The sequence below is a fragment of the Anabaena sp. WFMT genome (genome assembly GCF_051781005.1).
In the GTDB taxonomy this organism is placed as follows: Bacteria; Cyanobacteriota; Cyanobacteriia; order Cyanobacteriales; family Nostocaceae; genus Anabaena.
Window position 1 is genome coordinate 123,692 of the sequence record NZ_JBPWOA010000052.1, and the last position, 14,729, is coordinate 138,420.

General features: G+C 36.4%; 12 protein-coding genes. All 12 read right to left on the reverse strand.

Features of this window, described 5'->3' with window-relative positions:
• Positions 1 to 83: 83 nt before the first annotated feature.
• Positions 84 to 1,295: a hypothetical protein gene (locus tag ACSQ6I_RS25170; protein WP_438892967.1), complete on the reverse strand. Its 1,212-nt coding sequence runs from the start codon at positions 1,293 to 1,295 to the stop codon at positions 84 to 86.
• 218 nt (positions 1,296 to 1,513) lie between these two features.
• Complete coding sequence (locus ACSQ6I_RS25175; protein WP_438892968.1) at positions 1,514 to 3,736, reverse strand: SBBP repeat-containing protein; 2,223 nt, start codon at positions 3,734 to 3,736, stop codon at positions 1,514 to 1,516.
• 260 nt (positions 3,737 to 3,996) lie between these two features.
• Positions 3,997 to 5,145 (reverse strand): beta-ketoacyl-ACP synthase III, encoded by a 1,149-nt coding sequence (locus ACSQ6I_RS25180; protein ID WP_438892969.1) that lies wholly within the window; start codon positions 5,143 to 5,145, stop codon positions 3,997 to 3,999.
• 77 nt (positions 5,146 to 5,222) lie between these two features.
• Entirely contained in the window at positions 5,223 to 6,173 is a 951-nt protein-coding gene (locus tag ACSQ6I_RS25185) for a hypothetical protein (protein ID WP_438892970.1), read from the reverse strand.
• Between the two features lie 90 nt (positions 6,174 to 6,263).
• A complete protein-coding gene (locus ACSQ6I_RS25190; RefSeq protein ID WP_438892971.1) occupies positions 6,264 to 6,455 on the reverse strand; it encodes a hypothetical protein in 192 nt (63 codons plus the stop codon).
• 146 nt (positions 6,456 to 6,601) lie between these two features.
• A complete protein-coding gene (locus ACSQ6I_RS25195) occupies positions 6,602 to 7,438 on the reverse strand; it encodes a class I SAM-dependent methyltransferase (protein ID WP_438892972.1) in 837 nt (278 codons plus the stop codon).
• Positions 7,439 to 7,559: 121 nt separating this feature from the next.
• The gene (locus ACSQ6I_RS25200) at positions 7,560 to 9,428 is read right to left on the reverse strand and encodes a hypothetical protein (RefSeq protein WP_438892973.1); all 1,869 of its coding nucleotides are present in this window, start codon (positions 9,426 to 9,428) and stop codon (positions 7,560 to 7,562) included.
• 129 nt (positions 9,429 to 9,557) lie between these two features.
• Positions 9,558 to 9,863, reverse strand: a complete 306-nt coding sequence (locus ACSQ6I_RS25205; RefSeq protein ID WP_438892974.1) for a phosphopantetheine-binding protein — start codon at positions 9,861 to 9,863, stop codon at positions 9,558 to 9,560.
• 39 nt (positions 9,864 to 9,902) lie between these two features.
• The gene (locus tag ACSQ6I_RS25210; protein ID WP_438892975.1) at positions 9,903 to 10,190 is read right to left on the reverse strand and encodes a 2Fe-2S iron-sulfur cluster-binding protein; all 288 of its coding nucleotides are present in this window, start codon (positions 10,188 to 10,190) and stop codon (positions 9,903 to 9,905) included.
• A 69-nt stretch (positions 10,191 to 10,259) separates the two neighbouring features.
• A complete protein-coding gene (locus ACSQ6I_RS25215; RefSeq protein ID WP_438892976.1) occupies positions 10,260 to 11,558 on the reverse strand; it encodes a hypothetical protein in 1,299 nt (432 codons plus the stop codon).
• Positions 11,559 to 11,667: 109 nt separating this feature from the next.
• Positions 11,668 to 13,014: a phthiocerol/phthiodiolone dimycocerosyl transferase family protein gene (locus tag ACSQ6I_RS25220; protein WP_438892977.1), complete on the reverse strand. Its 1,347-nt coding sequence runs from the start codon at positions 13,012 to 13,014 to the stop codon at positions 11,668 to 11,670.
• A gap of 2 nt (positions 13,015 to 13,016) precedes the next feature.
• Complete coding sequence (locus ACSQ6I_RS25225; protein ID WP_438893052.1) at positions 13,017 to 14,651, reverse strand: PfaD family polyunsaturated fatty acid/polyketide biosynthesis protein; 1,635 nt, start codon at positions 14,649 to 14,651, stop codon at positions 13,017 to 13,019.
• Positions 14,652 to 14,729: the final 78 nt, after the last annotated feature.

Consider the following 14,729-nt stretch of genomic DNA (forward strand, 5'->3'; position numbering starts at 1 on the left):
TCAACTTCTAGGAATGGGGAGCATCTCACTTCCGGGATTTTATTTTTTGTGAGATGCCTGCGATCGCTAATTAGTGCAATGAATCAGGTAGCAGACCGAGAAAACTGCTCAAAGCCCTGAATATTATTTTGGATGGCCTGACTAATCGAGCCACCTGAAGCCATAACGCGCATTTCGCGGTTAACCGGCCACAGATAGTCAATATCTTGAAAAAACCGCCGCAATTCTGACAAGAGACGTTGATGAGACTTAAATACAGCATGAAAACCTTCATGTTCATGACAGAAGCATTTCTCTATCCAAGAGAGAGCTTCTTCAGTAGACATATCAAATAGAGGAGTTTTTAGTATTTTGTAGATCAAAGGCATAATCAATAGTTTATCTGGATAAAAGCTCCCGACTGCAACTCCAGACAACGTATTGAGAACAGTTAATTGCATCATGTAAATTGACAAATTAGCCATGAATTTTTCATAGGCTGTTGGCTTGGGGAAGTCCTTATACAAATCGTGAGCAATCAATTGAGAAGTGGTAGTATGGAAAGATTCATCTAAGAAATGATAATGAGAAACGGCTAGGGGAACAGGAATAAACTCACCTTTTTTTTCTAACTTTTTGAAATACTGGGAGCGACTATATTCTGTAAGTTTGAGAATCATATTAGCGATGAAGCGTAAGGTATAGTACTGGGATGCCAAAAAAGGTGTACTACCCCAATTGAAACTAAATAAATGTCGCATAATTCCAGGTGATAAACGCCCAATCATTCCTCCTTGCATTAGCTGAGATTCTTTTCCTGAGAAAGGGTTGCCAATGATAACATCACCTAGCAGACCTATCTCAGTCATATTTGCAATAGTGCGAAAAGCCTTAATATGATAGCGTTCCTGAGAAGTTTCCATATCTAATTCATGGCAGAGAGTTTCGTAGCCACCTAGACCATAAAAAACGCTGCTGGTGATTTGATTGTAAAGAGCAGTATTAGTTTCACTAGCAGCAGTAAGGTTATAACCTCCAACCCAAAAAAGATGATTAAGGGCAATTTTTTGGGTTGAGGAAGCTGCTTCGTAAAGTGGAGTACCGTATAAAAGTGAAAGCTCAGGTTCACTCCAATAATAATCTCTGTCTCTGCTATAGTTGAAGTTATTTTTTAGCTCTGTTATTTTCTCCGTGTAATCGGATTCAGTATTATTTTTATAGTTGATTTCATTCAATTTTAAATGCTTTTTAACTTTGTCTTCAAGAACGGCAGAAGATACTTCATCTGTTTCTACTTGTTTGATAATCTCTGTCATAAATACTCCAAAAAAATTATCAAGAAGAAATATTTACAAACCTGTATCCCTTCGGGACACTTTGTGAACACGGAGCGTGCCGGAGGCTATAGCATTTCCGAGTAATCGCTCAAACCCTAGATTCTTTCCTTCAGATCCCGTTAGGGATACGTTCCACTCAGAATGAAAAATTATACCTTTTCCAACTTTTCAAACACCCTCTAATTGTTCACCGATGTTTACTGTTTGGTAGATAGCATGACATCAAAATCAGATATTATTGATTTTCCCGCTGCTAATAAATCTGAACTCCCCCCTAGACCCCCATTGAGGATGTTATCCTTGATATTGCTTCCGAAGATATCAGCACTACCACCAAAACTAGATATTTCATTTTGAATCTCATGCTTTAGAGACCCGCTCAAGTCTTGTAGCTTTCCTGATACCAAACTTTTCCCTAGCATCCCATCAATGATGTGATCCTGGAAATGGCTGTCGAAGATATCTGCACTACCACCAAAACTAGATATTTCATTTTGAATCTCATGCTTTAGAGACCCACTCAAGTCTTGTAGCTTTCCTGATACTAAACTTTTCCCTAGCACCCCATCAATGATGTGATCCTGGAAATGGCTGTCGAAGATATCAGCACTACCACCAAAACTAGGTATTTCATTTTGAATCTCATGCTTTAGAGACCCGCTCAAGTCTTGTAGCTTTCCTGAATTAGAGTCGAGCTTGGCTACCCAGCTATCTACAGACCCAGCATTGATACCCCCTAAAGATCCCTCAGTAGTTCCTGTCACGAATACATTACCCGCCTGGTCAAGGGTAACACTAGTGGCGACATCAGACTTAGAAGTTCCAAACTGTTGAATCCATAACTGTTTACCGTTACTGTTGAACTTAGCTGCCCAGGCATCATTAGAACCAATATTCTTTCCTCCCAAATTGTTGTCAGTATATCCAACAAGAAAGATATTGCCATTTAAATCAACCTTCATATCCAAGGCAGCATCATTACCATTAGTACCAAACTGTCGAGTCCACAGAGAATTACCATTGCTGTCATATTTGGTAATCCAAGCATCTTCAAACCCGATATTCTTTCCCCCCAAATTACCTAAAGTCCATCCTGTTATGTAGACATTACCCTGACTATCTGTATCAATTCCCTTAGGAAATTCATAATCCTTAGTGCCGAACTGTCGAATCCATTCCGACTGACCATTGTTGTCATTCTTGGCAACCCAGACATCATATAAACCAGAATTTTTTCCACCTAAGTCACCCATTGTCCACCCTGTAGAGTAGACACTGCCATCATTACTGACAGCAAGACTGTAAGCTTCGTCAAAGGCGGAACTGCCAAACTTTTGAAACCATTGCTGGTTGCCACTGCTGTCATACTTGGCTACCCAAGGATCATCTGTGAAGACATCAGGCTGAAAAAAAAGTCCTCGCTGTTGTTGCTCGATGGAGAATCCTGTGAGGTAGACATTGCCATCCTGATCGACTTTCATGTCAAAGGAGGCATCAACAAGCTCATTCCCAAACTGTTTCATCCACTGTTGCTTGCCACTACCGTCATACTTGGCTATCCAGATATCATAATTTCCTTCTCCTTGGTTAAATCCCCCCAAATTGCCTTTTGTCATTCCTCCCAGGTAGAAGTTACCTTTGTTATCAGTGGCGACGCTAGTAGCAAAGTCAGACTGGGAAGTTCCAAACTGTTTAATCCACTTTTGATTGCCATTGTTGTCATACTTGGCCACTAAGACATCATTAGACCCAGCATTGGCTGCTCCTAAAGAACCACCTGTAACTCCAGCCACAAATAGATTGCCATAAGGATCTGTGGCTGAACTGACAAGGGAATCAAAACCACTAGATCCTAATTGTTGAGTCTTCTTGAGGACAGGCGCAGGTGGTGGAGTGTAGCCCTCATACTGGAAATATTTGCCATCAAGACTTAAATGATAACTTCCAGGCAAAAAAGCAATGAGGTCAGGTACAATTCCGTGTTTCCAAAATATCGCCGTACCCAGAGGAGATTTTACTAGTTGGTAGTCTTTTGAGCGGCCGTGTAGTTGAATAGTATCTTGCTTAGGGTTGAAGTCTAAAATTGAAGCAAATTGCTTAAAACCGAAGTTGAGTCCTTTCGCATCGGTATAGTAGGGCTGTTTCCAATCACCAAGAACAAATCTATCGCTCCAGTTAAATTGACTACCATTTTGCAGAGCCATTAAGTCGCTATCACCCAGCATGATATCAATTTGCAATTGATCGGGATGATTATCACCAGGTTGCAAACCAATTAAGGTATCATTTCCAGAGCGACCCCACATGAATTCACTATCTTCGCTTTTCAAAAGCAAGTCGCTACCAGGAGTAGTTACATTTATAACTCTTAAACTGGTGGCATTGATTTGGCTTTCCAACTGGGTCAATATATCTTCCATGTGTTCCAAACTGGAGTTTTGAGTGCTGACCGCTGACCGAAAAATTTTAGATTTTGGATTTTAGATTTTGGATTGGGAATTTTCGGTACAAGCCCCGCCTCTTCAGGGCAGAATTAATCCAAAATACTCGCTGCGCTGCGTACACTTCGCTAACGCCAATCTAAAATCCTCAAGCTCCACCCTAAAGTGTGGAGTAAATCCAAAATCCAAAATCGTAAATCCAAAATTGATTGACGGCTGCTTGTATAGTCAATGAAAAATTAAACGGCTGTCAGGTGCATATAAGCGTATGAGAATCTAGCACTTTCGGGAACCAAGCAAAATATTTTATCGCCTCGTTCAATTTTTCCTGAAGACATCAATTCCTCTAGCATCACGAAGATAGAAGCTGAACCTGTATTTCCTTTTGTGGTTAGATTGGTAAACCATTTATCATATGTAATATGCATTCCAATATCCGCCATTTTGTCATAAAGTTCCTGTCTAAAATATTCTGATGAGTAGTGAGGTAAAAACCAATTGATGTCTTCGGCTTTGAGGTTGTATTTGTCTCGAACTTTTGCTAAACCTTTTTGACCATAATCAATAATATTTTCTCCTAGAAGTTTGGCATCCTGTTTGAGAGCTAAATAACTCTGTTTCCATACGTCTTCTAGCTTTTCGACATCTCGCCAGCCTTGTACAGAACCATCTGCTCTTTTCACACATCCCATATACATACAAGTTTCCAGAGAATTTGCAAAAGAGATATAATCAATCCAATCTATTTTTAGGGAAATACCATCTTGACGAGGTGTATTTGTGATCAAAACTGCTGTGGCTGCATCAGAAAGCATCCATCTTAAAAAATCTTTTTCAAAACCTATGACTGGTTTGTTTTCTAATTCCTGAAGTTTTGATTCTATTTCCGATTGAAAGTATGCTGCTTTTAACAAATTTGATGCGAGTTCGGAGCCAGTTGTGACAGCATTTTTTGTCAAGCCAGATAACACGTTCATATATCCATACTTGAATGCAGTTACTCCTGAGCAGCAGACACCACTTGTAGATACAACTTCACAAGGGGGAGATTGAAGTTCTCCATGCACCATCAGAGCATGATTAGGAATAAGTTGATCTGGAGATGATGTGCCACACACTAAACACTCAATTTCTTCAAGGGGCAAATTAGAATTTTTGGCAAGAATACGCACTGCCTCAGCCGTTAAGTGGGCGTTAGTGTGAGTTGGTTTACCAGTTTTTGGATCTATAGCATAGTGTCGAGATTTTATGCCGTTGTTTTTGAGAATGCGATTTTTACAGCGAGAAGGTTTGTTATTGATTAACCCAAGAACATTTTCAATTTCTTCATTATTTACGGGTTGATTAGGTAAAAAAGCGCCTAAACCTGTGATGTATGCTGAAGCCATAATCTTCTCCAAATAAGTTGATTAAAAATCAAATTAACAAAGGTAATTTTTGGCAATTAAGGAGTTATGATGCACTTCTAACCCACAGCAGATGGGGATTTGAGGAGTTGAACATAAGACGCTATTTGTTTGTTGAGCAGTGGAGCTAAGAAAAATTGAATGATGGTGGAAACTAGAAGGACAATGGGAATAGCAAATATGAGTTGGAATGCAAAGATGCAGATGATTGGTAGTCTGCTCCAACTTCCTTGTTTGCCAAATAAACGAGCGATTTTAGCCCAAGGACGATAAGCCATCCGGCCGATTAGTTCGGGAATGACATAGCGGTGATTGACTTCAACTGCATCTAGACCTTTGAGTAAGGGCTGATTTGAGCGATCGCTTTGCCCGCCGTAGGCATCGCTACACCCATCGCTCAACGCGGGGAGATTGTTGGCTATTTGCTGGCCGAATCGTGATAAGTCATCAATTGTGCGATCGCTTACTCCTCCTGGAGGTAAGACCCCCCAAAGCCCATTTTTTTTCCCAGTCAACAGTAATCTGGGTGTACTAATAAATGTGGCTAAAGGTTTACCTTGGTGAGTAACAACCACATTATCAACATGAATACCCCCCACATCAGCAATCATTTTCTTCATAGTTTCTGAGGCTGAGTGCCACATATTTCGACACACCAATAACGTCATAACTTTCGTATTCTGTAAAACTTGGGCATATTTAGATTTTAAAAAGCCCTGAATTGGTAAAGATGGCGACAAAAACCAAACTTGATAAGCAATAATCACTAAATCAAATTTATCATCTTCACTAAATTTCGGTGGATAGATTTCCGGTGGTTCGTTGTTAATACATTCTGGAAAAACATCAAAAAATTTAAATAAACTCCAAGGATAAGGATAATCAATCTTTGCTTTAATACACTCCCAGTGAATTTCAACTTCTGGGATACTGAGACACTTCGTAAAAGATTTTATTGCTCGATCCACATCTCCCGAATGTGAATAATACACTATTAGTAAACGTTTCATAACTGTTAATATTAGTAACTGAAAAAAAGAATCAACTTATCATGATTACAACACAGTTTCATTCAGCATTTTTTCTTCTTTATCTGGAGATTATTGTTTAACAAACCTCTGATAATTGGCTAGGTTAATCTGCATTGAGTTGATTTGCTGTAGCGATTCCTGTCGTACCTGTAAATAAGCAGTGTGAGCTTCAGTCATCAGAGAAGTGTTTTTACTGTGCTTTTGGTAGAGAGGATTACTGAAATTGGATTGTTGATTTTTCAGTTGAGTAAATTTGTCCATTAATTAAATCCCCATTCTGATCGCTTTAATTCAGGACTTATGCAACTGGCATATTAGTAGGGTATATCAGACTCAACAGATTTTTAACATTTGACAGACCCTGAAAAATATTGAGTGTAACGCTTGCATAAGACCTATAATTTAGATTATTTTTTCAAAACATAGCAAAGATATTCTTGGTCTCCTTTCATAAATGCTTCATACATCGGAGTTCCTTGGCATCCAGCAAACCAGTTTGCTACTATATGTAAATATTTAGGGAGATACTGGTTAATTATTGCCAACTTGCGTTCATTTTCCAAATCCATAGCTTTAATAACATTGGCAGTAATCTTTTCTAGGTTTAAAATTTTGAAACCAGATTCTTGTAAAAGTTGTGTAGTCTTATCAATCTCGTCTTTTGGTCTAAAGTCAGCAAATAAAAAGTAACCATTTGTACGAATAACTCTAAAAGCTTCCGCAAAAAAGCGTTTTCTTGAACCGTAACAATGTGATGATTCAACATTAACGAGAACATCAAAAGAATAGTCATTAAATGGTAAAAATTCTGCATCTCCTAATTGAAAATTTAGTTGCGGAACAGAATGATTTTTCTGACAAAAGGCAATATTGCTTTCCGAAAAATCAACCGCCGTCATTGTTTTTGGATGTAAATAACGCATCATGTATGAAGAGCCTCCTCCACGCCCACATCCTACTTCAAGAACATCTAAGCCTGTTAATGAGATAGAATTTGCCACATGATGATAGAGTTGAATGCAATAACGTTCCTCTTCTTCATAGCTGCTTAATTTTAACTGTTTAGCATCCGGTTCCAAATCTGCATAACCATAGTTAATAAAAGTAATTTTTATCTTACTAAAATTAGATGCAAAACGGTTATACCACACCTTCCAAAACAATCTTCTTAAAGGATAGTAATTGGGGCGAGCTATGAAATTATTTAAACTATTTTCTGGTGTAGAAATGAAATTATTGAACATTTGCTTAACTCCAATTAATGGGTGATATAAAATTGTCAACTAATAATCAAATGTTTGCAAAAGCATAGAGTATTGAAAAATTCTTTTTTGGCTAATCAAAAAAGACGACATCAGAAAGTTATCAATCGCCTAGATTTGCTTTGAGAGAAGCAAAATGTTTTCCACCTAGTTCTATTTTTTCTGCTAGACAACCATTTTTTAATCTATCAACTAGATACTCCATATCGCGAGCAATAAAATTTGTACCATGATCCGGTTCTATTAAACTAATTAAGTTGATATTTTGTGTTGATTGATTAGCTAAGTTAGAAAGACCTAAAAAATTTAGCACTCCTGATTCATATGTTCCGCAGGGTACAGAAGGATGATTAACTCCCACACAGTATTCATCCTTTTGAAACCAATCAAATGCAGGATAGCCATGAAAATGAACAATTGGCGCACCATTTTGAATTAATTCCGGTGTATACAAAGCAGCAGCCATGCTAATTGCCAACATGACATAGATATCATAAGAAGGTTTAATATCTAATTTTTGGGACTTATTCCCTAAAGGTAATTGCAGTTGTAAATTATCTTTTAAACCAATACGAATGATATCTTGCTCAATCTTTAAGTCTGTTTTATTTGAACCTGAACGAGAGCTTACCAGCCAAATGTCAGGAATTTGCTTAAATACATATTCTCCAGCAATAATGATTTTAATATAACGTCTACCTGCTTGATTTCTACGAATTTCATTACTACTAAATCCAGGAACAGGCAATAAGTTTTCCCACTCATTAGTATTAATTTCTGGTTTTCCTATATAACAAGGAGGTTCAGCATAAGCTACAAAACCATAGGAAACTCCTGTCCTACCATTGACAATAACATTGACAATATCTCTGTGGGACTTTCTCTTAATAACTTCAGCCAGTTTAAACCCTGCTGGAAATAGGCCAGTTGAGGCTAATTCTTGGCCTAATTTAACTAATTTATGAGCATAATTAGATATAGAAGGATTATACTCTCCTATTTGAAATCTACTCATTAATAGTGGAGCAATGGGGACGAATATTTTAGGAATTAGTGATTTATAAACGAAATTATTTATTTCATGTTTAGAAAAAATAGAATCAGAAAGATTCATATTGAGAATAGAAATATTCTCAGTAGATATGCCAATTACAATTTCAGAAAAAGTTTTAATTAATGTATTAATGCCGATGCTAATTTTTTCTTGATACTGGGTTGATGGATTGATAAATCTATGATCTATTTCGCCAAGAATGATTACTTGAGTGTTTGCTGGATCTTCAACATATTTAGCTGCATGATCTTCAGCCCAAGTACTTAATTTAGCAATTTGGACGACAGACATTTTTTGCTGATTTAGCAGCCAGGGATAAGATAAAACATAAAAAGTCTCAGCTATAAATATTCCTAATTTTCTCAGCCAAGAATTAGGTCTTGCCACATCTATTACGGCGTTAATTTCGGCTTTTACTCCCCTAATTTTTAAAGATTGATTCCAGTTAAATAGTGGGATTTTAATATTATATAAAAAATCTGTTGTCGCTTCTTGCCAAGGAATAACAGCAACGCCAAATTCTTTTAATTTAACTGCTAATTCCTGACGAAATTTAATAATAGTGTGATGATGATAACCATAAGGTAAAGGTCTAAATGTGACACTAAGATTTTGAGCCATCAATTTTGGATCAATGATTGGTGGCTGATATTCTATAGGTGATTCACCAGCAAAACCACCAATTAATCTGCCGATAGTTTGCAGGCTAATTCCTTGACTTAGAGGTTCAGATGAAGATTTAGTGACGATATTCATTTCTTGCAATAACGCCAAAATATCTCCTTTATGCATGGCTATTTCTGCTTGTATTTCTGGTGTAATTACTTCCTTAGGAGAACGAATATTTAGTTTGTTATTTTCCACCCAAAATTGTACACCTTGTTGAGTAAGTTTGGCTAAAAGTTCGGATGCATTCATGACTAAATCTCCCAGATTTTAATAAGCTATAAAGCCTCAAGAAAAAGAAGACACTCCACTGAATCATGTTGTCTCTATTCTGGCGAAGTGTCAGTCTTAGAGGAGGAAAAACTTAAAAAACTTTATTGCTTACAGTTGCAAAATTTCTGATTGGGAATTTTCCAATTCTTCAGCTAATCGTTGAGAAAGTTCCTCAATTGTAGGGTAGTGCCAAAGATGGATAAGAGATAATTTCAATCCCAGGAATTTCTCAGCTTTACTCGCAAGAAGCATTGCTTGTGCTGAATCTAATCCATAACTATCTAAAGGTTCACGGATATCTATTTCTTCAGGATTGACTCCCATCATATAGGAAACATTAGAGACAAACCACCCTTGAATATCCGCTACTGAATAAGATGTTTTTGGCTGAGAATTGTCCATATGTTGATTCATTTTTATCCTGATAATGTTGTGGTATGTAAAATTTATTAATCAACTAGCTACTCGAATGCAAACATCATCTTTTACTACACATTGACAAGCTAGGCGAATATGTGGATTTTCAGGGGCTAAAATATCAAGTAGAATTCGCTCTTCCTCCATGACAGGAGAGAGATTTTCCATCCCACTCATAACTTCAATTAAGCAAGTTCCACAGACACCATTACGACAACTAAATAGAATCGAGTTAGGATATTCATCACATATCTGAATTAAGGATTGGTTAATTGGAACTTTAATAGTTTTTTGGTCGTCTTCAAAGTGAATAGAAGCTATCATTGTTTGCTCCAATTTTTCTATTTCACTAAACCTAAATTATGGCGGAGTAATTAACAGGTACTTTAATCATTACGCAACCTCTACAAAAGTTTGAATTTCCTTGGTCTCTAGACTATCTTTATACCGTTGATAGCGATTACCAAGCCTGCTTTCATTTAAGTCAAGTTCTAGTTGTTTGATGAGACGATAAATTTGCTGAGATTTATAATGCCAAGTTTTTTGTTCTAGAGATCCAATGATTTTTTGCCAATTCCGACTAATCTTCCGCCAAGAATTAATTAGTTCATTGAGATTTACTTGCTTATCAGATAATTCCGGATGGTGTAGTGTCATGCACAGTGCATTTAGCCCAACTCTGACATCAGTAAATACAAATCCTTCTTGACTTATATTTAACTTCTCCAAATAAGTTGCAAAAGCAGCTTGAATATAGTCTTCTACAACTTTCTGTAAAAAATAACGGATGAAAGCTTGAGCTTCCGGAGGAGCTTTCTTGTACAGTTCCATACCTAAATCAAAAGATGTTGTATAGTGGCGTGCCTCATCTGTTAAATGTGCTTTATTCAATTCCACAGCCAATGGCTCATATTCAAAGTTTTCCGGAGTATCAAATAAATAAGATTCAGCTTGTTTTAATTCCACATTAGCAACATATCTGTACAGCAGCCATAAACTTCCGAGTCCATTTTCTTGAACTTTATCAGCAGGTAGCATTCTGACAGCATCTCCAACTATAAACTGTAAAGTTCGATATATTGAAGTACTGTCTTTATTTTTTAATTGCTCTACTATTGTTTCCAAGTAATTTTTACCTTTTAATAGTAAAGACAAAGTTTCATGATGTTCAGAATCAAAGCTGAAACAAGTAGTTAAACTTTCCCAATCTGATTGAGGTATAGCTCTAAAATTTCCGAAGAAGAAGCCAGGCTCGTCAAATAAACCAGTAAATCCTGTTTCTCGGCAAACCATACTATATAAGGTTCTAAAAGACCAAATATGATCTAACTCTTCACTGGTTTCTTGATGAAGAATCATATACTCATCCGAATAGGGAACAAAAATTTTTTCAGCCACACTTATATTGGATATAAGAGTTTGGGATTCGCTATTGGCAACAGATTTATAAAAGTTAGCTAAGAATGCAGCAGATAAAATTGACTTCTGACGAGCATTGAAAGAATGTAAATGTTTACAGCCTGCTATTGGTAAGGTAATTATTTCTGGATGAGAGTACAGTTTTTCTCCTTTAATTCCTTGCTTATTCATAGCTATGGCGAGGAATTTTAATTCTAAAGGCTGAGTATGTGCTTGCTCAAAAAGCTTATTTTGAATCAGAGTAATTCGGTCATTGATTTTGACAGTATTCATCTGCATATCCTTATTGATTAGTAAAATCTATGTGTATCTAAAACCTGAACAATTACTACAAGTTTTTTATGAGGAATGCTAGGAAACTTGAAGATAGGCTATTAGAATTTCAAAAGAAATTATCTACTAGAAAAAAAGTGTTGCCATTATTTGAATTGCCAATCTCATAAATACATGATATAATATTTTCTATTAAATAATCCATCAATTGTTTACTAATTGAAGGCTGGGAAAATACAAAATTTAACAGCATTTTCCCTTGGAAACTAGCAGCATGAATCACAAACATACCTCCATATAAAGCATGAGAACCAGCAAAGCTAATATCTTCTAGTTCTAATTCACCATAAATATTGGGAATATTTATCTTGCCAATATTAGAAACTGAAACTGTAGCGGCTACTTGTTTGGGAAAGAAAAAACAAAAATTTATGAGTTGTTTGGCAATTAATGGCATACTGAAAATATCACCACGCTTGATACTAGTTTCTAAATTATGTTTTACTAACCGTGCTAATTCCCAGAAAGATGTGTGCGCTTTTATAGTGTAGAATTGCATCATAGAAGTAGCCATAATACCTAAATCTGATTCACTAATTTGAGGTTGTAAACGCCTACGTAAATCAAGATATGATAAGCAATTTACGTTCATACTTTTTTGATTAGGTTTGATAATTTTTCTGGCTACTGTGAACATGAGTATGGCACATAAAGCACTATATACTGTGACATTTTCTCGCCGACATTTATCAATAAACTTTTGGGTTAACTCTGGCTCAATTTGTCTATGGATAATTTGAGAAATCCGTTCAGGAATAGATACATATTTCTCAAATCCTAATGTTTTTGGTCGGTAGAAAAGCTTTTGAATCCCAATTTTTAACGACAATAAATTACTGCTTATATATCCTCTATAATCTTGTGCATATTTGGTGATTATGCTTTCAATAGGTGGTAATGATTCCAAGCTAATAATTGGTTGAATTGTGTCGCCGGAGGCGAGTCTTTGATAATAATTTAAGATTTGTGAGTGAAGTTGAATGCTTGATAATCCGTCTGCGATTGCATGGTGCAAAGTTGTAATGAGATAACTAATTTTTTGATCCCCCAGGATAGGAGCTAATACAACTCGCATTAGGCATTTGCTACTATCAATTTCCTGGTTCATCTCTTCATTAACTACTTCTTGCCATTGTGTCTCATCTAAAGGATTAATAACTCGCAAAGCAATTTTTTCTGTACCCGCAGTTTGAAAGTAGAGACAATTTTCAAAATCTATAATTCGGGAATTTAGACGAGGATGACGATATTGGAGAATGTCTAGAGATTTTCTAAGAAACGCTTCTTGGAAATTACCTTTGATACGACTAATAGTAACTAAATTCCAAGTTTTAGCTCGTTTGTTGAGAATTTCCATTATTTCTTCCAGACTTCCCAGTTTTCTGTTGTCTGGCATATTTATAATCCTTCTGGACGATATTGACTGTATTCATCTGGAATTTGTAGTCCCTGAATTTTTAAATTTTGAATGCGGTATAAAAATGTTGATCCTGTCATAATATGATCAGCAAGTTCTACGACTTTACGATTTTTTGGTTCAGATAAATAGGAGCCTCTGACCCAATCATTAAAGCTACCCATTGCTGGACCACACCAGATTTGATAATCAATTTCTCGACCTTTTTCACCAGTGTTAGACCAACGAGAAGATAGTCCTAAATACCAGCGGAAAATCAGAGCCATTTTTAGTTTAGGATTACTTGCTGCTTTGGTTAATTTATCAGGGTTGCGTTGGGATAAATAAGTAACGGTTTCTTGCCAAACTTCTTGTACAGTTTTTTTCAAAATCTGCTTTTCTAATTTTTCTTTTTCTACTGAAGGAATTTCTTCAATTGAATTATAGTTTTTGTAAAATTCTAAAAGTTTTTGAGCGCGAAGGGGAAAGAGGGTTCCTCTTTTAAGAACTTGCAGTTTGACTCCCATTTCAAACATATCAGCAGCAGGAGCCATCATGACATCAGTCATTTCCGCTTGAGCTAGTAATGCTTTGGTATATTGAGAAGTTTCTGCTTCAATACAGGATTGATTAATGGAGCCTGTGACTACATAGGCAGCACCCATCATAAAGGCAGCTAAGGCTGATTGCGGTGTAGAAATTCCACCGGCTACGCCAATTCTGACAGGGTTTTCATATTTATATTTATTTTGAATTTCATCTCGCAATTCTAAGATGGAAGGTAATAAACAAATGAGAGGACGATTATCTGTGTGTCCGCCAGAATCTGCTTCTACGGTGATATCATCAGCCATCGGAATTTTAGAGGCTAGAGTTGCTTGTAATTCGCTAATAAGACCTTGTTGAACTAATTGTTTGAGAATTTTTGTGGGAGCAGGTTGAAGAAATTTGCTGGCTACTTCTCGCCGAGAAACTTTGGCAATGACTTTATTTTTGATTTCAATTTGATTGGCTGAATTTAAATTTAGTCCAGCAACTCGATAGTAAACAATGTTGTCGGTTAAATCTAAAAATGCAGAGGCTTCTATGATTCTGATTTGGTATTTGAGATATAAATCAATGCTACGCCGTTCAATTGCTGGTTCGCTGGGACTATGGAGTAAGTTAAAAGCAAAAGGTTTTTGATCTAAGGCTGGTTGAATGCGATTAATTGCTGCTTCAACACGGGAAGGAGATAAACCTCCTGCACCAAATGAACTAAGAATTTTTTGTTTTCCTAGAGAAATTACCATTTCTTCAGAAGCAATTCCCTGCGCCATTGCACCTGTAGCATAGGCATATTTTACGCCGTAAAAATCTAGAAAACTTGGATCACCTAATTGTTGAATTGTTAAGGGAGGAACAGCCATAAGCATTTCTAGTTGGGCTGTTTTACCATTATTGGCATGAGATAAATTACCTTCATTGGTAATGCCAATTTGTCCTTCATACCTAACTATATAACAAGGTTTATTTAAATTCTTCAGTTTAATTTTAATTTCTTCGGCATTAAATGAAACAGTATTTAAATTACCTTGCCAAATTTGAGGATTGTTGATGAATAGGTGGGATAATCTGAGATGATCATGTTGGTGCAGGTTATTTTCTGTATTAAACACGTTAATAAACCTCTGATTTTAGGAATTTGCACGTAATCTAAGAGATAATTTTGGATT

Bases quoted from the DNA above. Each gene is read 5' to 3' on its own strand.
- ACSQ6I_RS25195 (WP_438892972.1), bottom strand. From the start codon at position 7,438: ATGTTCAATAATTTCATTTCTACACCAGAAAATAGTTTAAATAATTTC.
- ACSQ6I_RS25185 (WP_438892970.1), bottom strand. From the start codon at position 6,173: ATGAAACGTTTACTAATAGTGTATTATTCACATTCGGGAGATGTGGAT.
- ACSQ6I_RS25215 (WP_438892976.1), bottom strand. From the start codon at position 11,558: ATGAATACTGTCAAAATCAATGACCGAATTACTCTGATTCAAAATAAG.
- ACSQ6I_RS25220 (WP_438892977.1), bottom strand. From the start codon at position 13,014: ATGCCAGACAACAGAAAACTGGGAAGTCTGGAAGAAATAATGGAAATT.
- ACSQ6I_RS25210 (WP_438892975.1), bottom strand. From the start codon at position 10,190: ATGATAGCTTCTATTCACTTTGAAGACGACCAAAAAACTATTAAAGTT.
- ACSQ6I_RS25190 (WP_438892971.1), bottom strand. From the start codon at position 6,455: ATGGACAAATTTACTCAACTGAAAAATCAACAATCCAATTTCAGTAAT.
- ACSQ6I_RS25175 (WP_438892968.1), bottom strand. From the start codon at position 3,736: ATGGAAGATATATTGACCCAGTTGGAAAGCCAAATCAATGCCACCAGT.
- ACSQ6I_RS25180 (WP_438892969.1), bottom strand. From the start codon at position 5,145: ATGGCTTCAGCATACATCACAGGTTTAGGCGCTTTTTTACCTAATCAA.
- ACSQ6I_RS25205 (WP_438892974.1), bottom strand. From the start codon at position 9,863: ATGAATCAACATATGGACAATTCTCAGCCAAAAACATCTTATTCAGTA.
- ACSQ6I_RS25170 (WP_438892967.1), bottom strand. From the start codon at position 1,295: ATGACAGAGATTATCAAACAAGTAGAAACAGATGAAGTATCTTCTGCC.
- ACSQ6I_RS25200 (WP_438892973.1), bottom strand. From the start codon at position 9,428: ATGAATGCATCCGAACTTTTAGCCAAACTTACTCAACAAGGTGTACAA.